The sequence below is a fragment of the Bifidobacterium avesanii genome (genome assembly GCF_009299475.1).
In the GTDB taxonomy this organism is placed as follows: Bacteria; Actinomycetota; Actinomycetes; order Actinomycetales; family Bifidobacteriaceae; genus Bifidobacterium; species Bifidobacterium avesanii.
On the sequence record NZ_WBSN01000005.1, the window covers coordinates 15,300 to 33,913 of the forward strand.

Annotated in this window: 17 protein-coding genes and 1 tRNA gene; 4 read left to right on the forward strand and 14 right to left on the reverse strand. The window is 68.9% G+C overall.

From position 1 onward, the window contains the following. Window positions 1-435: 435 nt before the first annotated feature. From DSM100685_RS03925 to DSM100685_RS03935, 3 genes are read right to left on the reverse strand one after another with little or no spacing between them, the layout of a single operon-like run. The gene (locus DSM100685_RS03925; RefSeq protein WP_152350058.1) at window positions 436-1,983 is read right to left on the reverse strand and encodes a DUF5719 family protein; all 1,548 of its coding nucleotides are present in this window, start codon (window positions 1,981-1,983) and stop codon (window positions 436-438) included. After that, window positions 1,980-5,111 (reverse strand): glycosyltransferase family 2 protein, encoded by a 3,132-nt coding sequence (locus tag DSM100685_RS03930; protein ID WP_152350059.1) that lies wholly within the window; start codon window positions 5,109-5,111, stop codon window positions 1,980-1,982. The genes DSM100685_RS03925 and DSM100685_RS03930 overlap by 4 nt, the downstream gene beginning before the upstream one ends. A 35-nt stretch (window positions 5,112-5,146) precedes the next feature. Next, entirely contained in the window at window positions 5,147-5,446 is a 300-nt protein-coding gene (locus tag DSM100685_RS03935) for a WhiB family transcriptional regulator (protein WP_152350060.1), read from the reverse strand. A gap of 264 nt (window positions 5,447-5,710) precedes the next feature. Between DSM100685_RS03935 and DSM100685_RS03940 the strand changes: the two genes are divergently transcribed. The 3 genes from DSM100685_RS03940 to DSM100685_RS03950 all read left to right on the forward strand — a co-directional run bounded on the left by DSM100685_RS03940 (window position 5,711) and on the right by DSM100685_RS03950 (window position 9,372). Next, the gene (locus tag DSM100685_RS03940) at window positions 5,711-7,126 is read left to right on the forward strand and encodes an LCP family protein (protein ID WP_152350061.1); all 1,416 of its coding nucleotides are present in this window, start codon (window positions 5,711-5,713) and stop codon (window positions 7,124-7,126) included. 76 nt (window positions 7,127-7,202) lie between these two features. Then, window positions 7,203-8,975, forward strand: coding sequence for an FtsK/SpoIIIE domain-containing protein (locus DSM100685_RS03945; protein WP_152350062.1), 1,773 nt, complete (start codon window positions 7,203-7,205; stop codon window positions 8,973-8,975). Window positions 8,976-9,093: 118 nt separating this feature from the next. Next, the gene (locus tag DSM100685_RS03950; protein WP_033495370.1) at window positions 9,094-9,372 is read left to right on the forward strand and encodes a WhiB family transcriptional regulator; all 279 of its coding nucleotides are present in this window, start codon (window positions 9,094-9,096) and stop codon (window positions 9,370-9,372) included. A gap of 123 nt (window positions 9,373-9,495) precedes the next feature. Here the strand turns inward: DSM100685_RS03950 and DSM100685_RS03955 are convergent, their stop codons facing one another. Beyond that, window positions 9,496-10,980 carry a sensor histidine kinase gene (locus tag DSM100685_RS03955; RefSeq protein ID WP_152350063.1) on the reverse strand — a complete coding sequence of 495 codons (1,485 nt, stop codon included), beginning with the start codon at window positions 10,978-10,980 and terminating at the stop codon, window positions 9,496-9,498. Between the two features lie 124 nt (window positions 10,981-11,104). On the opposite strand from DSM100685_RS03955, the gene trhA reads away from it, so the two are divergent. Beyond that, on the forward strand, window positions 11,105-11,989 hold the full coding sequence (gene trhA / locus DSM100685_RS03960) for a PAQR family membrane homeostasis protein TrhA (protein ID WP_152350064.1): 885 nt from the start codon (window positions 11,105-11,107) through the stop codon (window positions 11,987-11,989). A 143-nt stretch (window positions 11,990-12,132) separates the two neighbouring features. Here the strand turns inward: trhA and DSM100685_RS03965 are convergent, their stop codons facing one another. The 10 genes from DSM100685_RS03965 to eno all read right to left on the reverse strand — a co-directional run bounded on the left by DSM100685_RS03965 (window position 12,133) and on the right by eno (window position 18,582). Then, on the reverse strand, window positions 12,133-12,618 hold the full coding sequence (locus DSM100685_RS03965; protein WP_152350065.1) for a GreA/GreB family elongation factor: 486 nt from the start codon (window positions 12,616-12,618) through the stop codon (window positions 12,133-12,135). A 125-nt stretch (window positions 12,619-12,743) separates the two neighbouring features. Further along, complete coding sequence (locus DSM100685_RS03970) at window positions 12,744-13,154, reverse strand: FKBP-type peptidyl-prolyl cis-trans isomerase (RefSeq protein WP_152350066.1); 411 nt, start codon at window positions 13,152-13,154, stop codon at window positions 12,744-12,746. A gap of 141 nt (window positions 13,155-13,295) precedes the next feature. Further along, complete coding sequence (locus tag DSM100685_RS03975; RefSeq protein ID WP_152350067.1) at window positions 13,296-13,898, reverse strand: 4-hydroxybenzoate polyprenyltransferase; 603 nt, start codon at window positions 13,896-13,898, stop codon at window positions 13,296-13,298. Window positions 13,899-14,036: 138 nt separating this feature from the next. After that, window positions 14,037-14,306 carry a hypothetical protein gene (locus DSM100685_RS03980; RefSeq protein WP_152350068.1) on the reverse strand — a complete coding sequence of 90 codons (270 nt, stop codon included), beginning with the start codon at window positions 14,304-14,306 and terminating at the stop codon, window positions 14,037-14,039. A 12-nt stretch (window positions 14,307-14,318) separates the two neighbouring features. Continuing rightward, window positions 14,319-14,585, reverse strand: coding sequence for a hypothetical protein (locus DSM100685_RS03985; protein WP_152350069.1), 267 nt, complete (start codon window positions 14,583-14,585; stop codon window positions 14,319-14,321). 233 nt (window positions 14,586-14,818) lie between these two features. Next, window positions 14,819-14,898, reverse strand: a tRNA-Leu gene (locus DSM100685_RS03990). 97 nt (window positions 14,899-14,995) lie between these two features. Beyond that, the gene (locus tag DSM100685_RS03995; RefSeq protein WP_152350070.1) at window positions 14,996-16,051 is read right to left on the reverse strand and encodes a Ppx/GppA phosphatase family protein; all 1,056 of its coding nucleotides are present in this window, start codon (window positions 16,049-16,051) and stop codon (window positions 14,996-14,998) included. Beyond that, window positions 16,051-16,674: a DUF501 domain-containing protein gene (locus tag DSM100685_RS04000; RefSeq protein ID WP_152350071.1), complete on the reverse strand. Its 624-nt coding sequence runs from the start codon at window positions 16,672-16,674 to the stop codon at window positions 16,051-16,053. The genes DSM100685_RS03995 and DSM100685_RS04000 overlap by 1 nt, the downstream gene beginning before the upstream one ends. Further along, window positions 16,671-17,192 carry an FtsB family cell division protein gene (locus DSM100685_RS04005; protein ID WP_152350072.1) on the reverse strand — a complete coding sequence of 174 codons (522 nt, stop codon included), beginning with the start codon at window positions 17,190-17,192 and terminating at the stop codon, window positions 16,671-16,673. Before DSM100685_RS04005 ends, DSM100685_RS04000 begins: the two co-directional genes overlap by 4 nt. 91 nt (window positions 17,193-17,283) lie before the next feature. Further along, window positions 17,284-18,582, reverse strand: coding sequence for a phosphopyruvate hydratase (gene eno / locus DSM100685_RS04010; RefSeq protein WP_152350073.1), 1,299 nt, complete (start codon window positions 18,580-18,582; stop codon window positions 17,284-17,286). Window positions 18,583-18,614 lie beyond the last annotated feature (32 nt).

The following is an 18,614-nucleotide window of genomic DNA, read 5'->3' on the forward strand; positions in this document are numbered from 1 at the left end:
GTGACATTGAGTGCGTCGGCCATCTGGCTTGGATCCCGTTCGGCATTGACATGCCGAACAGGGTTTTGTTTAGAGTCCCACGTGATCGCGGAGCCACATTCTGTATGCGTGGACGCCCCATGGCATAACGCCAATTCCCCCGGCCATCCGCATGTCGCCGATTTATTCGACGACGATGTAATTGGCCTGATCGATGCGCATGCGTGCGGCGTCCATGTTGGCGCGCCGGGCGGTGGCTGGGTCGGTTTGCATCCGACGTCGCGGTGACGCTGAACGGGCGATCGGCAGCCGGTTCGGACAAATCAACCGAAGAACAGTCGGATTGGTCCGTCAAGCGGTCTTCATAGTTGTCTCCGACGCCCGGATCTGCTGCTAGCTTTTCGGCGTCAGCAATAAACCCCGACTGGGGGCTGTGATCCGTTCGGCCGCAAACGCTCAGCCGACCACACCCAGCGTGGGGTGCGCGTAGACCTGCGCGCGCAGCGGCGTCAGGGCGCGCGGCTCGATCACGGCGACCGCGCCGACGTGCTTGTCGTTGAGGTCGCCGCGGGACAGCGTCACGTTCCAGCTGGCAGCGGACGACGGATCGTCCATGCGCAATGCGGCCACGCCCTGCCCCAGTTCGGATGCGGCGAATGACGCCGCACCGTTCGCCGTGAGGTCGATCTTCCGCTCGCCGAGCAGCTTGCCGTCCGCATCGTAGGCGGACACCGTCGCCGAAGCGGCATCGCGCGTCGCATTCGTCACGTTGACCGTGGCGTCCACCTGCTCGGGCACCGCGACCGCCGAGGACGCGGCCGGACTGCCGCCCGCCACCACGGCGAAATCGGCCTGCCCGCCGTCGCCGGAGCGCGTGAGCACGGCGGAGGCGGTCACCCCGGCGTCGGCCGTGACGCCCACGCCGATCGCGTCGGCCGGGGGCGCGCCCAGATCGGCGACCTGCGCCCTGCCGCCCTCGAGGGAGACGGTCTGCGCGGAGGCCAGGCCGTTGGCGGTGATCCACGACAGGTCCACCGAGGTCCCCTCCTGCGCGAGCAGCAGCACCTTGACGCCCTGGGCGCCCTGCACGCCGGCGATGGCGATGCGCTGCGCGGCGTCGGGCGAATCGAGCACATAGTCGTTGCCCTGCGGCGTCAGGCCGTTCATGGCGGTGGCGCGCACCACGGCGCTCACCGGCGTCTCCTTGCTCGTCACGGTCACATACAGCGCGTCCTGGCCGGGCGCCGCGGCGGACAGGTCGAAGACCGTTTCGGCATTGGCGCTCACGGACAGGGTGCCGGACAGGTTCAGCGACATGCGTCCCGAGGCGGAGGTGCCCCAGACCTGCACGTTCACGGTCGTCGCCTTGGCGGTGGCGTTGGACACCACGAGGCGCTCGGACCAGCCGGTCTGGGTGGCCGGCACCAGGAACTCGTGGCTCAGGCCAGCGTCCACGCAGCTGGTGGCGGCCAGGCCCCTGAGGTCGCCGGAGGACGCCCACGACACGGTGGCCGAGGAGACGCCGGTGCCGTCGGCGGCGGACAGCAGGCGCGTGGTCTGCAGGATCGAGCCGTCGTCCGCGTTGCCCGCGAGGGTGCGCACCGCGGAGGCGTCGGTGGGATCCTTGTCCTCCAGCTCGCCCTTGTCCTCGCCCGTCATGGATGCGATGCGCGAGCTGTACACCGAGCCGAAGGCCACGTAGCGCGACGAGGACGCGATGTCTCCCTCGCTGGTCTGGAAGGCGCTGTCACCGTATTGGGCGTTGTCGCTCAGCGTCATGCGCGCCGGGCAGTAGTTGACGCCCACGCGCTGGCTGACGGTCTGCCCGACGGCGGACGTGTCGCGCGAGCCGCCGAGGACGAACCCCGGCAGCGGGCGCACCACGATCATGCCGATGAGCAGGGCCACCATGGCGACGAGCGTGACGAGCCCCGTCACCGCCTTGCCGACGGTCCAGCCGGTCTTCCGATGGGTCGTTGACGTTATGCCGCGCTTGCCGCTCATGCCTGCTCCTGCTCTCGTCTGCGAATGCTGGGAAGTGCCACCAGGACGTACAGCACGACGACCACGCCGGCGCCCCACAGCCACGCCCAGCGCCATACGTTGGCCCGTGCGTCCTCCAGCCCGGTCAGGTCGACGCCCTGCGTGGCCGCGTCGGCCAGCGTGAGGCGGAAGTACGTGCCGGACGCGTTGCTCACCACGCTCTGCGTGCCCTCGCTGGCGGTGATGTTGGACACCAGCGCGTCGTACGAGGGATCGTCGGTCACGTCGCCGGAGGCCGGAGCAACGAACACGCCGCCGAATCCGAGGTCGCTCAGCGTGCGGATCGCCTCGGCGTCCCCGTTGCTCAGCAGCTGCGACGCGGCGGTGGCCATGCGCCCGGTGGCGTCGTCCTCCAGTCCGGAGACGACACGCGCGTGGACGACGGGCGTGTTGTCGATGATCTCGCCGCGCGCGGTGCGCATCACGGTGAAGTCGACGACGGTGGACGACTGGGCGCTGAGCGCGAGGATGCGGTGCGCCGGATTCTGGTCCAGATAGTCCACGGCGACCATGGGCAGCCCGCGGTCCGTGGCGGTCACGCCGCCGGCGGCGAGCGTGCGCTGTGCGCCGAGCGCGCCCCACAGGGCCACGAAGCACGCCAGCGCCACGGTCAGCGCGGTGCGGCCGATTCTGGCCCACGCGGTTTTGCCGTCGCGCTGCGCCGCGCGGCGGTCGGAGGTCATCATGCCGACCAGCGGGTTGAAGCGCTTGACCGCGCCGCCGGCCACCTGGCACACGCAGGCGATCACGCCGAGCATGGCCATGGCGAAGCCGGGCAGCACGGAGCCGGCCACCTGACCTTCGCCGTCCACGCCGACGGCGACGCGCGCGGAGACGAGCGACAGCAGCGCGCCGGCGATGATGACAACCCACATCATGCGCGACATGCGCAGCGCCATGGGCAGCAGCAGCGCCGCCACGGCCAGCGCCGCGAGGGCGAGCACCGAGACGATGGCGAGGACGCCGAGCCAGTGTTCGGCGGCGGGCACGTCGGTCCACGACGCGGGCAGCTCGAGTCCGAACGCGTGCGCGGTGATGTCAGCGAGGCTCATGGCCTGCGGGGCGCCGTTCGCCGCGGAGGACGGCAGCATGACGTCCGCGAACAGCTCGCGCCACTCGCCGGAGCCGATGTGCCGCACCGCGTTGACCAGCGTGGGCGCCAGCGTGAACGCGGCGGGCACGGGGATGAGAAGCAGCGTGGGGCGGTGGCGGCGCACCAGCATGAGGAACGCCACGAAGACGAGCAACAGCGGCAGCAGCGTCTGCGGTTCGGCGTCCACGACGGGGATGAAGCACAGCGAGGCGAGGGCCGCGCGCTGCACCGAGGCGACGGGCTTGACCGGGTCCTCCGTGAGGTACATGGCCGTGGCGCGGAAGGTGAAGGCGAACGCCGCGGGCAGGAACGCCATGAAGACGAGCATGGCGAGGTTGCCGGCGTGGTACAGGCCCATGGCGGCGGCGAGCGTGCCCCACAGCAGGCCGCACACCACGCGCACCGGGTTGGAGCGGGTGAACACGCCGGCGAGCGCCCAGAACGACAGCGCGGACAGGGGCGCGGCGGCGAGGTAGATCAGGGCCATGGCCGCGGCCACGTTGCCGCCGGTCAGCACCGCGGCGCCGGCCAGCACCAGCAGGAACGGCGACGGGGGACCCGCGAGGCCCACACCGAGGCCGAAGCTGTACGGCGTGGTGGCGGCGTCCACCAGCTGCCCGTAGGACGCCCCGGTGGGCAGCAGCGTCTCGGAGGCGAGCCGGCCGCCCGCGAACAGCCCGCGCACCACGTTCCAGCGCAGCGCGGTGACCGCGGCGGCCAGCGCGACGGCCATGACGGCGGCCCACGAGGCGCGCACGCGCCACTGGCGGCGCAGATGTGCCTTGGCGAGCGGGCTCAGCAGAGTGACGTAGCGCTGCGATTCGAAGGCGCGCATGCGCTCCCGCCACCGCTTGAGCTGCTGCCGGTTGGCCACGAGCACGCCCAGCCGGCCCAATGAGGTGACGGACTGGCGGGCGACGCGCTTTCTGGCACGGGACGCCCCGGCCACGCCGGCGAGCGCGCGCCACGGCAGGGCGAGCTCGCACGCGGCCTCGTACGGCTTCTTGGCGAACAGGAGCGCGAAGAACAGGCCGAAGGACTTGACGAGCAGCCACAGCCACTGGAGGGGCCAGCGTCCGCGGCGCACGTCGGTGATGCGGTAGCGCTGGCTCGCGGTGATGCGCTGGAGGGCCGAGTTGAGGGCGTCGTCCTCGTCCACCGCCTCGCCGGAGCGGGTGCGCACGCCCTCGAGGCGCGCGCGCCGGTGGGCGATGACCGCCTTGGGCACCACGAGCACGCGGCCGCCGTTGAGGCACACGCGGCGGCAGAAGTCCTTGGACTCGCCGAAGGAGGTGAACCAGCCGTCGGCGCCGCCCAGGGTGCGCCACACGGACAGGGGCACGAGCGCGCCGGCGAGCGACACGGCGAACACGTCCTGTCGCCCGTCGTACTGCTCCTGATCGGGTTCGCCGTCCACGACGAGGCTGGCGACCCGGTGGTGCGGGGCGGCGTAGTAGCCGACGTTGTGCAGCGCGTCGGAGTCCCAGGCGAGCTGCTTGGCGCCGATCACCGAGGCGCCGGGCACGTTGCGGTGCGCCTCGACGAGCGTTTCGAGGCACGAGGGGTCGCGCGGGCGCGAATCGTCGTGCAGCAGCCAGACGGATTCGGCCGTCTCGGGCAGACGGGCGGCGCGCAGGGCCTTGTCCACGGCGTCCCCGAACGACGCGGCCCCCTTGACGCCCACGAGCTGCACCTGCGCGGTGGCGACCTGCGGCAGGCGGTCGACGCGCGGGGCGTGCGGGCGGATGACCTCCATCGTGGAATACACGGGTTTGGGCGTCTGACCGCTGCAGTCGGCGACGATGACGACGCCGGGCAGCGTGCGCTGGGCCAGCACGGCCCTCACGGTGTCCGCGAGGAAGCGGCGGTCCTTTTCTACGGTGACGACGGCGACGACGGTCATGTCCACGTCCTGGCGCACGCCGCGGGGACGGGCTGCGAGCGCGTTCACCAGAATCTGCTGCACGCCTGCGTCCGTTGAGGTCTCGAAAGTCATGGTTCCAGTCTAAGCACAGCCCGCGGTCGGGCGCGTCACGCCCTGTTCCTGCGCTCCTTTTTGTAGCGCCGGCGCTCGCGTTCGCTCATGCCGCCCCAGATGCCGAAGCGCTCGTCGTGGTCGATGGCCCATTCGAGGCACTGCTCGCGCACCTCGCATTCGGCGCAGATGCGCTTGGCGTCGCGCGTGGAGCCGCCCTTCTCGGGGAAAAAGGCCTCGGGGTCGGTCTGCGCGCACAGGGCCTTGTGCTGCCAGGACAGGTCGCCGTCCGGTTTGAACAGGCCCCACAGGCGGGACAGCGCGTCGTCGTCGGAATCGTCGAACAGACCCCACATGCCGTCCTCCTTCGCCTAGATCCTGCCGTGGCCGTACTAGATTACACACGCGGCCCCTCGAATTTGTCAAATTGTCTCGCGTCAATGCGGCATCCCGCGCCGCGCATGTGGTATATTGCCGTGTTCGTCAACGCGCCCGCCGTTCCCGGAGCGCGTTTTGGCCCCGCGGTTGTGCCGTTCATGGGGAGAAATGCCCGCCGTCACCACCCGCTCACACATTCGCGTGTTAACAAGGCTTGCAGCGCATTGCTTTCAGGAGGGATCATGACGCAGCCATCAGGACACGAACCGCAGGACACGCCGCCGAGCTTCATTCCCTCCGGCTCGCGCAGGCGCGCCGCGCGCACGACCGGCGACCAGACGCCGCCGAGCTTCTCCCCCACGCCCGCCTCCCATGGCTCCCACGGCTCCCATGCGGGGCGCGCGCGCACGGCGGGTTCGTCGTCCGCTACCGCATCCGCCTCGGCCTCCCAGCCTCCGACCGCCGAACGGCGCTCCACGCCGCCGCTGCGCCGGCCGGCCTCGATTCCCGCCGCACGGGCCGCAACGCCGTCGCCGCAGCCCGTGCAGTTCCAGCCCAAGGCGCGTTCGCGCGGACGCGTGCCCTCCGCGCGAACCGCTTCGGAGAACGCCTCCCTGCGCCGCCAGCCGTCCCCCCGTCCCGCGGCGCCGCTTTCCGCTTCCGCCGCGCGACCGGCGAAGTCCGGCGCAGCCTCCACCGCCGTTGCCGTCCGTCGGCGCCGCAATCCCCTGCGCATCGCGTTGGCCGTATTGCTCGCGCTGATCCTGCTGGCCGGCGTGGGCGTCTTCTCCGCGTGGGGATGGGTGAACGGGCAGCTCGTCAGGCAGAACATGCTCACCGGCGCGGCCAACACGCCCGCCCAGACCTGGCTGCTGCTCGGCTCCGACGAACGCGACGCGAACGACGGCACCGGCATCAACGACGCCACCGACGGCTTCCGCACGGACACGATCCTCGTGCTCACCAAGCCTCAGCACGGCAGCAGCTCGCTCATCTCCATCCCGCGCGACTCGCTCGTCGAGGTGAACGGCCGCAAGATGAAGATCAACGCCGCGGCGGCCGCAGGCGGCTACCCGGCGCTCGTGGGCCAGGTGGAGAAAATCACCGGCATGAACGTGGACCACGTGGCCGTCATCCACTTCGGCGGACTCAAGAACGTGGTGGACGCGATCGGCGGCGTGGAGCTGTGCTACGACCGCACCGTCAACGACGTCAAGTCGGGCCTCAACTGGCAGGCCGGGTGCCACGTCGCGGACGGCGACACCGCGCTCGCGTTCTCCCGCATGCGCTATTCGGACCCCAAGGGCGACTTCGGCCGCGCCGAGCGCCAGCGGCAGGTGATCTCCGCGATCACCAAGAAGGCGGCCTCCAGGGACACACTGCTCAACTTCGGCAAGGTCAACGCGCTCATGAAGGCCGGCCTCGGCTCGATCGTCGTGGACGAGAAGGCGAGCCCGTGGAGCCTCGCGCAGATGGCGCTGGCGTTCAAGGCCGCGTCCGGAGACCGGGGCGTGACCGGCACGGTGTACTGGACCGACGCGGACTACCGCGGCGCCGGCGTCGGCTCGTCGGTGCTGCTGGACGAGACGCGCAACACGGAGCTTTTCTCGCAGCTCGCCAAGGGCACGCACGATCCCGGTACCGTCGGAAGCCTGTGATTCCGCCGTTTCCCCACATTCGACCACAGGCCGCCCGTGATTTGACCCGCGCCCGTCGGGCCTCCACACTCGGGGCATGAGGATATTCAACCGCCCGGGGAAAGAGCCGTCCGCCGCCCGTGACCCCGCCGCGCCGTGGATGGTCATGAGCATGCTCGCCCCGGCGTGCGCGCAGATCGCCATGGCGGTCATGATGGTGTTGGAGGGCCGCTGGACGTTCGCGATCATGCTGCTGCCCGGCCTGTTTGGCTGCGTCGCCTCGTTCATGGTGATGCGTTCGCGTCAGTCGGCGCGGCAACCGGGAGGGCCGCCCGGAGCCGGCGACGGAACGCGGGCCGGAATTGATGCCGACGCCGGAGGGACCGCCATCCCCGATCTGGAGTCGGTGCCATGGCCCACGCTCATGGGACTGCCGCAGGACGCCTCGCAGTGGTGGCGGGCCGTCGTGCACCGGTGGGCGCTCGCGCGGCAGCGGCGCGACGACGGCATGCCCGGCATCGGCGGGCTCGGCGCCCACGCCGGGCAGCCGGCGCCGATCGGCATGGGCGAGCATGGCCCGGCCGTCATGGATCTGGCCACGCACGGGCCGCACGCGCTGGTGGCGGGCACCACCGGTTCGGGCAAGTCGGTGCTGCTCAAGCAGTGGTGCCTGGCATTGGCGGTGAACTATCCGCCGGACATGCTCGCCATGGTGTTTCTGGACTTCAAGGGCGGGGCCACGTTCCGGGGCCTCGAGGCGCTGCCGCATGCGGTCGGCTGCGTGTCCGACCTGGACCTCGCCCATGCGGTGCGCGCGCTCAACGCCATCGAGGCGGAGCTCAAGCGGCGCGAGCGGCTGGTGGCCGAGGCGGGCGGCGCGCAGATCGACGACCTGCCCGCTCCCCCGCCGCGCCTGCTGGTGATGGTGGACGAGTTCAACGCGCTGAAGGAGCAGCTGCCGGACGCCATGGACCGGCTCACGCGACTGGCGTCGCTGGGCCGTTCGCTCGGCATGAACCTCGTGGCGTGCACCCAGCATCCCATGGGACAGGTGAGCGCGGCGATGAAGGCCAACATCGCGGTCAACCTGTGCATGCGCGTGCGCGACGACCTGCAGTCGATCAGCATGCTCGGCACCAAGGCCGCCGCGCTCATCCCCTCCACGAGCCCCGGCGTCGGATATCGCCACGACGGCGACGCGCTCGAGGCGTTCCGCTGCGCCCGACCGCAGGACGCCCTCGGGCCGGTGCGCGCGGTGTCCGACGCCGCTCGGTTCTGCGGCGTCAGGCCCGCCGAGCCGCTGTTCAGCGAGCCGCTGCCCGAATATCTGTCCGGCTCCCACGCCGCCGCGGACGGAAGCGGCGCGATCGTGGGCGCGTGGGACGACGGCGTGCGCCTCCATCCGTGCGCCATCGGATTCGATGGAGGGTGCGTGGCCGTCATCGGCGGCGCGAAACGCGGCAAGAGCACGCTGATCGCCGGGCTGGCCGCGCGGCTCGCCCAAGCGGGCGTGCCGTACGCGACCGCCCCGGAACAAGCCGACGCATCCACGCGCGTGGTTCTCGTCGACGACGCCGACGAACTGGCCGATCCGCTCGGCGGCGACCCGCGGCGCAAGGACTTCGAACGGCTGCTCGCGGACGGTTCGGTGACCGTGGTCTTCGCGCTGTCCTCCGCACGCCGCCTCGGCGACGCCTCGCGCGTCACCATGCGCATCGTCCTGCCGAGCGGGGACCGCACCGCGGACCTGCTCGCCGGCGCGCCCGCGGACGCGCTCGACCGGGCGGGAGGCGACGCCACGCGGATTCCCGGACGGGCCGTGGTCGTCGCGCGGGGGCGGGCCGATCCGGTCCAGCTGTGCGACCGCTGACGGCGAAAAAATCCTCGTCCGTTGGAGGAACACCCTTGAAAAGTCGGCTCATTCGTGCTTTCCTTCTATAAGGACTTGGAAACGAATCCGCGGACATCGACGTGAAGGAAGGCGACAGATGAGTAGTGCTTTTGATTGGCGTGCAAAGGCGGCCTGCCGGGACAAGGACCCTGAATTGTTCTTCCCCGTCGGCAACACCGGCGCCGCATACCAGCAGATCGAGGAGGCCAAGGCCGTGTGCCGCACGTGCAAGGTCATCGACGCGTGCCTCAAGTGCGCCCTCGACACGAATCAGGACTATGGCGTGTGGGGCGGCCTGAGCGAGGACGAGCGCCGCGCGCTCAAGCGCCGCGCCATGCGCGCCCGCCGCTCGCAGGCCATGCAGATGCAGGCCTGACCCGAGCGCCGCGCCATACGCACGGCAGCGCTTACGCGAAAGGGGTCGGTTCCCGGATACGAACGATATCCGGGAGCCGACCCCTTTCGCGTTGTCTTGGCCGTTGCCTCCGGCCGCCGCGCGCTACTCCTGCGCGGCGCGCAGCTTCATGTCGAGGATCACGCGCGTGCCGCCCTCGCGGCGCGGCTCCCAGCGCACGGTGCCGCCGAAGTCGTTGGTCACGAAGGTGTTGATGATCTGCGTGCCCAGGCCGGAGCCGGACGAACGCGCCATGCCCTCGTGCGATTCGGTGGCGAGGCCGTTGCCGTCGTCCTCCACCACGACGTTGAGGTTGTTGCCGCCGCGGCCCACGGAGATCGTCACGTGGCCCTCCTTGCGCCCCTCGAAGCCGTGCTCGATGGAGTTGGTGACCAGCTCGGTGAGCACCAGGCTCAGCGGGGTGGCGTCCTGCGCGGGCATCATGCCGAACTTGCCCAAATAGCTGATGTCGATGTGCTGGTCCTTGGAGACCGCCAGATCCACGCTCAGGCGCAGCAGGTTGGCGATGACCTTGTCGAAGTCCACCACCTCGTCGGCGCTCTGGCTCAGGCCCTCGTGCAGCACGGCGATGGTCTGCACGCGACGCTGCGCCTCACCGAGCTCCTTGCGGACCTCCTCGTTCTTGGTGCGGCGGGCCTGCAGGCGCAGCAATGCGGAGACGGCCTGCAGGTTGTTCTTCACGCGGTGGTGGATCTCGGAGATCGTGGCGTCCTTGGTCTGCAGCTCCTTCTCGCGCCGGCGCAGCTCGGTGACGTCGCGGCACAGCACGATGCCGCCCACGCGGCCGTTCGCGTCGTACAGGGGCAGGGAGCGCAGGGAGACGGCGGAGCGGTTGGCGTTGAGCTCGGAGTCGACCGGCGCCTTGGCGGTGAGCACGAGCGGCAGCGTCTCCGGCACGGGATCGTTCTGGTGCAGCAGCGCGGTGCCGATCTCCGACAGGTACTGGCCCTGCATGACCTGCAGCGAGCCGAGTCGGCGGAAGCAGCTGATGGCGTTCGGGGAGGCGTAGCGCACGATGCCCTCGGCGTTGAGGACGATGAAGCCGTCGGACACGCGCGCGTTGTGGCGCTGGTTGAGCACGGAGTCGCTGTACGGGAACTGGCCGCGCGGGATCATCTCGAACAGCTGCTTGCCGGCCTTGATGCTTTCGGACTCGTAGCGGCCGTTGGATTCACGGGTGGCCATGTTGGTCTCGCGCACCACCAGTCCGAGCGTCTTGCCGTTGTGGCGCACGGGCGCGTACACGTCGCAGATGGTGTTGCGGCCCTGCGTGCGCAGGCGGGTGGAGCGGAACACGCTGCTCGACTTCATGGCCTGGTCGAGTTCGGCGACCTGCTCCCCGGGCACGGCCTTGCCGACCACGTCGTCGAAGCGCAGCGACATGACGGTGGACGGGCGGCACTGCTCGGCCACCACGTATTCGCCGTCTCCGTTCTGGATGAGCAGCATGAGGTCCGCGAAGCTCAGGTCCGCGATCACCTGCCAGTCGCCCACGAGGTGGTGGAGCCATTCGCGGTCGTCGTCGGTCAGATCGGGTCGTGTTGCGAGGATATGCGTGAAATCAGCCATGTCACTTAGTGTAAGGTGCGTGGGCGCCAATGTCACGGCGGGTCGCCCCTTCACGTTCCGCCGTGGTTACGCTATCGTAGGTTACGCAAGCGTAGGTTATTGGATTCGGATGGACGGGAGCGACATGGCGAAGCGGAGCACACCCGAGATCGAGGCGAAGCGGCGGGCCGTCATCAAGGCCAGGGAGGACCATCTGCAGGCGAAGGCGGACGCGGTGAGGGCCACCGCGCAGGCCCGCGCCGAGACGATCCGCATGAAGGCCGAGGAGAAGGCCAGCAAGGTGATCGCGCGCGCCGAGGAGCGTGCGGCGAAGATCGAGGGCATCGCCCCCGCCGAGATGGCGCGCAAGGTGCGCCTCGACGTGCATGGCCGGCCCAAGCCCCTGCTGCGCGGCTGGATCCACGCCGTGGCCGCGCCGCTCGCGCTGGCCGCCGGCATCGTGCTCATCTGCCTGGCGCCGTTCGCCTCGCTCAAGTGGGCGTGCGCCGTGTTCATGACCTGCTCGCTGGTGCTGTTCACCAATTCGGCGGCCTATCATCTGGGCGACTGGAGCCCGCGCGTCACCGACGTGCTGCGCCGCATCGACCACATGAACATCTTCCTGCTCATCGCCGGCACGTACACGCCGGCGTCCTTCGCGCTCCAGCCGTTCTGGCGCAACCTCATCATCGGCGGCATGTGGGGGTGCACCGCCGTGGCGCTCGTCATCCACGTGATCTGGATCAACGCGCCGCGCTGGCTGTACACCATCACGTACATCGTGTTCGGCGTGTCCGGCGTGGCGTTCATGAGCCTGTTCTGGAACTCCCCCGTCGCCGGCCCCGCCGTGGTGATCCTGCTCGCCTCGGGCGGCGCCTGCTACATCGCGGGGGCGATCGTCTACGCGCTGCGCAAGCCCGACCCGTGGCCGCGCGTCTTCGGCTTCCACGAGATCTTCCATGTGGGCACCGTCGCGGGGTACGCCTGCCACATGGTGGCGATCTACATGGTCATCGTGCAGCTGTGGTGAGCCGGGCCACGTGCCCGACCGGCCGGCTACGGCGAAGGGCGGCGTTCCCCCATTCGGGAACGCCGCCCTTCGTCATATCAGCCGCGCCGTATTGCGCCGCCGCCGGCCGCCTCAACGCGGCAGGCCGGCGAATGGATCGGAGCTCAGGCCTCGAACGGCTTGGCCTCCTTGATCGTCACGGTGATCTCACGGCCGTTGGGGGCCTTGTAGGAGACCTCGTCGCCGGCGTGCGCGCCCAGGATGGCGGCGCCGATCGGGGACTCGGGGCTGATCACCTCGTGCTGCGTGGCCACGGCGATGTCGCGCGAGCCGAGCACATACGTCTTCTCGCGGCCGGCGAGCAGGATGGTGACCACGGAGCCGTTGCCCACGGTGCCGGCCTTGGGGGCCTGCATGATCTTCGCGTTGCGCAGCTTGACGGTGAGCTCGTTGACGCGGCCCTCGTTCTTGCCCTGCTCCTCGCGGGCGGCCTGGTAGCCGCCGTTCTCGGACAGGTCGCCCTCGGCGCGCGCCGCGGCGATGCGCTCGGCGATTTCGCTGCGGTAGTCGCCCTCGCGCCATTCGAGTTCCTTCTTGAGCTTGTCGTACGCCTCCTGCGTGAGCAGGACGACCTTTTCCTCATCTGCCATGGTGTTTCCCTTCGATGTGCATGGAACAATGTGCATGGAAAACGCCGGCGTCATGGCCATGCGACGGGGCCGCACGATGAGCCGGCGCTGAAAATCTTGTGGTGCGTGCCTGTGATCGACGCCCGTCAGCGGGTGGAGATGATGTCGATCACGAACACCAGCGTGTCGCCGCCGCCGATGCCGGCCTGCGGGACGCCGCGGGAGCCGTAGCCGTACTCCGGCGGGATGGAGACGACCAGACGGGAACCCACGTTGTGGCCCGGGACGGTCTGGTCCCAGCCCTTGATGACCTGGCCGACGCCGATGCCGAAGCTCGCCGGCTGATGGCGCGCGAAGCTCGAGTCGAACGCGGAGTCCTTGCCCCACACCACGCCGTGGTAGTTCACGGTCACGGTGTCGCCGCGGCGCACGATCGGGCCGTCGCCCTCGACCAGCTCGACGACCTTGAGGCCGGCGGGCGCGGTTTCGGACGGGAATTCGATCGTCGGGGTGGCGCCGAACTCGGCGTTGACCTTCGGCATGTTCGTATCAGCCATTGTTGTCTCCTTGTCGCTGTTCAATATCGCGCTATCCTAGCGGCTTTCGGCGCCGATCGCAACGCATGCGGCCGTTTTCGACAGGCCATTGGCCGTTGGCCGCGGCCGGCCGCGCGGCGGCGATCAGTATGATCAATACGATCAGTACAGCACGCCGTACATGCGCACGATGAAGAACAGGCCCAGCGCGGCGAACAGCACGGTCAGGGCGACCATGGCGAACACGGCGGCGCGACGGGCGGCCAGACGCGGGTAGACGACCCTGGCCACGAAGAACGCCACGAAGCCGATCACCGCGCAGTTGAAGCCCGTCGCCGCGACGTTCCCGGCCGACAGGCCGGCTAGGCCCTGCGGCTCCGCGAGGGAATCGATGATGGCCGGCAGCACGAACACGCCCCACGCGCCGAAGCCGAACAGACCCACGCCCCCGTACACGAACGGCACGGCCTTGGGGTTTTTGACGCCGTGCGACAGCGAATCGGCGGCCCACAGCAGCGCGAAGCCCACGATGTACGTGTACGCCACGGCGAGCAGGCAGGCGACCATGGCCCACGGCACGATCGCCAGATGCGCGAGGGACGCGTAGATCGGCGCGCACACGAACTCCCCCACGCACGCGACGATCGCCGCGACGACGCCCTGCACCAGCAGGCTCGGCAGACCGCCCTCGACTTCGCCGCCGTCCGCCGTGCCCGGCTCCCCGGATGCGTTGCGCGCGGACCGCTGGATGTTCCTTCCCGCCATGACTCTCCTCAACTCTGCGACGTCGGCACGCGGATCGCCGCCCGCCGGATTACAGCGGCCCAGTATACGGACCGTTTGTAAACGGGAGGGGCGGCGTCCGCATCGTTGACGGCGATCAGACCGGCGCGCCGATCGAACTCACATGGACGCGAACTCACGCACCAGCGCATGGCGCATGACGTCGTCGGCGGACACGCCGCGGCGTTTCGCGACGGCGTCCAGCATGGCAGACATATCGGCGCTCAACGAGAACGTACGGCTCACCGCATCGGCTTGGGCGACGGGAACGACCGGCCCAGAATACACGGCGCCCGGCTTGCCTCCGAACTCTCCGTCATCCGCGGCGTCCGCCCACTCGTCCAACATCTCGTCGGTGACCACACGGCCACCCTTGGCAACGAAAGCCATGGCCATCTCCTCCTACAACAGCATCAACTCGTGCAGCACCTTCGGCGTCGCCTTCATGGCATGGAACACATGCCACCGATCCGACTCGTCCAGCACCGCGACCATTTCCAGCAGCCGGCCGCGTTCGTCATAGCCGACCGCCACATACCGCAACGGATCGGTGCCCTCCCGCGGCATGAACCGCACGACGTTGCTCCATGCGACATGCACCGAATGCTCGGACACGTCGGGGTGACGTTTGCTGACGCGCGGATCGACCACAACATCTCCGAATGGCACGATCACCACCTTCCGCTAGCTTGCCTCCAGTGTATCCCGCACACTTTGGAATACGCTCGCGGAATCAATCGGCGTCACACGGACCAACCATGACGGACCGTTCACGACGAAAGCCACGGACAATGACGGGCATCGCGAGTTTCCCATTGAGAAGATTGTGACCAACATGATGCCATTTCCAAGACGGCAGATTGCTGCTGCACGCCGCCTAATAAAATCCGATTCGCGAAAAGTGCCCCCGGTGGGACTCGAACCCACAAGCCGAAGCGAAGGATTTTAAGTCCTCTGCGTATACCGATTTCGCCACGGGGGCCTGATGCGGGCTCCGAGCAAACTCGCGGAGTTCGCATCAAGTACTTGGTCATTATGCCACGTTTGCCGAGGCAACGCGTCGCACGCCACTCCGTCCGTCAGCGCGCGGCGAGCAGGCGGCGGCCGTAGTCGAGCACGATGCCGTCGAGCAGGCCGTGCTCGCTGGCCACGTAGGACGTGACGGTTCCCTCGCCGCGGGCCGCGTTGGCGCGTTCGGCCACCTTGGCGAGCACGCGGCTCCAGACAAGCGCGCCGCCGCCCACCACGTCGATGCGGCCGGGGTGGATGGTCTTGTAGGCGCGGCGGTCCTCGCGGGTCATTCTGAGGAACCGGTCGTTGACGGCGGTGATGTCCGCGATGGGCACGCGGCGGCCGTCCACGGCGGAGTGGTTGTATTCGGGCAGGCCCATGTAGAGGGCGGTCATGGTGGTGACCGTGCCGGACACGCCGATGATGGTGCCGGTGCGCTCGGCGGGCACGGTGCGGAACGCCTCCTCGATGTGTTCGTCGATGTCCGCGACGGCCTCGGCGATCTGCTCCTCGGTGGGCGGGTCGGCGAGCAGGTGGCGCTCGGTCATGCGCACGGAGCCGATGTTCATGGAGAACGCGGCGGTCACGTCGTCGGCGGGCGCGTCCACGCCGTCGCCGCCGAGCACGAGTTCGGTCGAGCCGCCGCCCAGATCGACCACCAGATACGGCGGCGCGGGCACGGTGCCGTCCTGCTCGGGGCCGAGCACGCTGGTGGCGCCGAGGAAGCTCAGGCGGGCCTCCTCGGTGCCGGGGATGACTTCGGGGCGCACGCCGAGGATCCCCTCGATGCGGTCCTCGAACTCCTCGCGGTTGGCGGCGTCGCGTGTGGCGGACGTGGCCACGAAGCGCAGGCCGTCCACATGGTGTTCGGCGAGCAGGTCCGCGAACTCCCCCGCCGCCGCGTACGCGCGCTGCAGGGCGTCGTCGGCGAAGCGGTGCGTCTTGTCCACGTCCTGGCCGAGGCGGATGACGCGCAGCACGCGCGGCAGCACGTCCGTGTAGCCGTTCGCGTCCACGCGCGAGATCTTGAGGCGGATCGAATTGGTGCCGCAGTCGATGCCGGCGACCGTCACCGCACCCGGATTCGTGGCGTTCACTGCGTTCGTTGCACTCGTGCCGGTCATCAGTCCTCGCCCTCCTTGCGATCGTTTCCTTCCGCATCGTTCGCATCATCCGCATCGTCCGCGCGCAGGCCGCACCGGCACACGGCCGGATCGAACTCGCCGCGGATGCGTTCGAGCACGCGGTCCCCGATCGGGTTCACGCCCGGTCCCATGACCAGCGACTGCGCCACGAGGGCGTGCAGGCACTTGACGCGCACGGGCATGCCGCCGGCGCTGATGCCCTCGATGTGGCTTTCGTCGTCGCCGAGCCGTTCGGCCAGCGCATGGCGGAAGCCGAGATACAGTTCGTGCGCCCGCTCGTAGGCGGCGCGCACGTCTTCGTCCTGTTCGACGAGCGCCGTGTAGGACGGCATTTCGCCGTTCGCCTCCACGTGGGAGACGGCCTTGACGACTTCGGGGCCGGTCAGGTAGCAGGTGGTGGGGAACGGGATGCCGCCCGGCAGCAGCGGCCGGGTCACCACGGCGAGCGGGTTGCCGCACACGCAGCGCGCGCCGACGGCGACCATGCCGCGCGGATAGCGGCCGAGCTGCTCCTGCACGAGGGCGATGTCCCGCTCCGCGGCGCCCTCGCTGAGCTTGGCGGCGGCCAGATCGGTCACGAACTTGAGGTCATTGGGGGTCATTGGTTGTTGTCCTTGGTGGTTTCGCTGGTGGAAGTGGAACTGGGGGTGCCGCCGGAGCCGGGGGAATCCGCGTTCGCATTGCCGTCGGCGTTGGCGTCGTCCTGCTTGTCCGCCTCCTCGAACGCGTACGAGAGCTCCTTGTACCACGGCAGGGTGTCCGCCGTGGTGCCGTCCGACGTGTTGGAGGAGTCCGAGGACGCGTCGCCGCCCACGGCCTCCGGATGGAGCACGCGGATGGCCTGTTCGCCGGGGAACACGAAGCCGAGGCGTTCGCGGGCCTGCGCGGCCACGTACGCGTCGTCCGACCAGCGGGCGATGTCGTTCTGCAGCTCCTGGTTCTTCTCGACGAGCGCGGCCTGCGTTTTCTTCAGCGCGTTGAGCTCGGCGAGGTTCGTCGCGTACGTGTGGAACGTGGAGACCAGTTGGATCAGTCCGATGACGACCAGAATGATCGACAGGAAAAACGCGATGGGTCCCGAGGGAATGCGGGATGTTGATTTTCTTCCTGAAGACGCCATGGATACGAAAATACCCGCCGCATTCGACTTGCGGAATGCGGCGGGTATTCGCAACGCCTAGCGCCGGTTAATGCGACGCAGGGCGACTAGCTCACTTGGCCAGGTACTTCTTGCAGGCCTTGAAGGCGCTGTAGCCGGCGTACTGAGCGGTGGAGCCGAGCTCCTCCTCGATCTCGAGCAGGCGGTTGTACTTGGCGACGCGCTCGCCACGGGCCGGGGCACCGGTCTTGATCTGGCGGGTGTTCTTGGCAACCGCGAGATCGGAGATGGTGGTGTCCGGGGTCTCGCCGGAGCGGTGGGAAACCATGGAAGTGTAGCCCGCGGAGGTGGCCAGCTCGATGGCGTCCAGAGTCTCGGTGACGGAGCCGATCTGGTTGAGCTTGACCAGCAGGGAGTTGGCGGCGCCCAGGTCGATGGCCTTCTGCAGGCGGGCCGGGTTGGTGACCAGCAGGTCGTCGCCGACGAACTGCAGGCGGTCGCCGAGACGACGGGTGATCTCGGCCCAGTCCTCCCAGCCTTCCTCGTTGAACGGATCCTCGATGGAGACGATCGGGTACTCGTTGATGAGGTTCTCGTAGTAGTCCAGCATGTAGGCGGACTCGCGGTCCTCACCGTCGAAGTGGTACTTGCCGGTCTCCTTGTTGTAGAACTCGGAGGAGGCGACGTCGAGGCAGATGCCGATCTGCTTGCCGGGCTCGTAGCCGGCGGCGGAGATGGCGTCCATGATGTACTTGAGGGAGTCCTCGTTGGACTTCATCTTCGGGGCGAAGCCGCCCTCGTCGCCGAGGCCGGTGTTCAGGCCTTCCTTCTTGAGGACGTTCTTCAGGGTGTGGTAGACCTCGACGCCGGCGCGCAGGGCCTCGGAGTAGGTGTCGAAGCCGTACGGGGAGATCATGTACTCCTGGATGTCGGTGGCGAAGTCGGCGTGGGCGCCGCCGTTCATGATGTTCATGTTCGGAACCGGCAGGATATGGCCGTTGGTGCCGCCGATGTAGCGGTACAGCGGCAGGCCGGCGGACTCGGCGGAGGCGTACAGGGCGGCCAGGGAGACGCCGAGGATGGCGTTGGCGCCGAGCTTGCCCTTGTTCGGGGTGCCGTCGAGCTCGATCATCAGGTCGTCGAGGGCGCGCTGGTCGGCGGCGTCCATGCCGATGATCTTCGGGGCGATGACCTCGTTCACGGCCTTGACGGCGTTGAGAACGCCCTTGCCGCCGTAAACGGACTTGTCGCCGTCGCGACGCTCCCAAGCCTCGGCCTCACCGGTGGAGGCGCCGGACGGGACCAGGCCCTTGCCCTGAGCGCCGTCTTCGGTCTCGAGGTAGACCTCGACGGTCGGGTTGCCGCGGGAATCAAGGATTTGGCGCGCGTACACGCTTTCAATAGCTGCCACAACTGCTCCTTACAGACTGTATGTTGTGATTA

Bases quoted from the DNA above. Each gene is read 5' to 3' on its own strand.
- DSM100685_RS03925 (WP_152350058.1), bottom strand. From the start codon at position 1,983: ATGAGCGGCAAGCGCGGCATAACGTCAACGACCCATCGGAAGACCGGC.
- DSM100685_RS03930 (WP_152350059.1), bottom strand. From the start codon at position 5,111: ATGACTTTCGAGACCTCAACGGACGCAGGCGTGCAGCAGATTCTGGTG.
- DSM100685_RS03935 (WP_152350060.1), bottom strand. From the start codon at position 5,446: ATGTGGGGTCTGTTCGACGATTCCGACGACGACGCGCTGTCCCGCCTG.
- DSM100685_RS03940 (WP_152350061.1), top strand. From the start codon at position 5,711: ATGACGCAGCCATCAGGACACGAACCGCAGGACACGCCGCCGAGCTTC.
- DSM100685_RS03945 (WP_152350062.1), top strand. From the start codon at position 7,203: ATGAGGATATTCAACCGCCCGGGGAAAGAGCCGTCCGCCGCCCGTGAC.
- DSM100685_RS03950 (WP_033495370.1), top strand. From the start codon at position 9,094: ATGAGTAGTGCTTTTGATTGGCGTGCAAAGGCGGCCTGCCGGGACAAG.
- DSM100685_RS03955 (WP_152350063.1), bottom strand. From the start codon at position 10,980: ATGGCTGATTTCACGCATATCCTCGCAACACGACCCGATCTGACCGAC.
- trhA (WP_152350064.1), top strand. From the start codon at position 11,105: ATGGCGAAGCGGAGCACACCCGAGATCGAGGCGAAGCGGCGGGCCGTC.
- DSM100685_RS03965 (WP_152350065.1), bottom strand. From the start codon at position 12,618: ATGGCAGATGAGGAAAAGGTCGTCCTGCTCACGCAGGAGGCGTACGAC.
- DSM100685_RS03970 (WP_152350066.1), bottom strand. From the start codon at position 13,154: ATGGCTGATACGAACATGCCGAAGGTCAACGCCGAGTTCGGCGCCACC.
- DSM100685_RS03975 (WP_152350067.1), bottom strand. From the start codon at position 13,898: ATGGCGGGAAGGAACATCCAGCGGTCCGCGCGCAACGCATCCGGGGAG.
- DSM100685_RS03980 (WP_152350068.1), bottom strand. From the start codon at position 14,306: ATGGCTTTCGTTGCCAAGGGTGGCCGTGTGGTCACCGACGAGATGTTG.
- DSM100685_RS03995 (WP_152350070.1), bottom strand. From the start codon at position 16,051: ATGACCGGCACGAGTGCAACGAACGCAGTGAACGCCACGAATCCGGGT.
- DSM100685_RS04000 (WP_152350071.1), bottom strand. From the start codon at position 16,674: ATGACCCCCAATGACCTCAAGTTCGTGACCGATCTGGCCGCCGCCAAG.
- DSM100685_RS04005 (WP_152350072.1), bottom strand. From the start codon at position 17,192: ATGGCGTCTTCAGGAAGAAAATCAACATCCCGCATTCCCTCGGGACCC.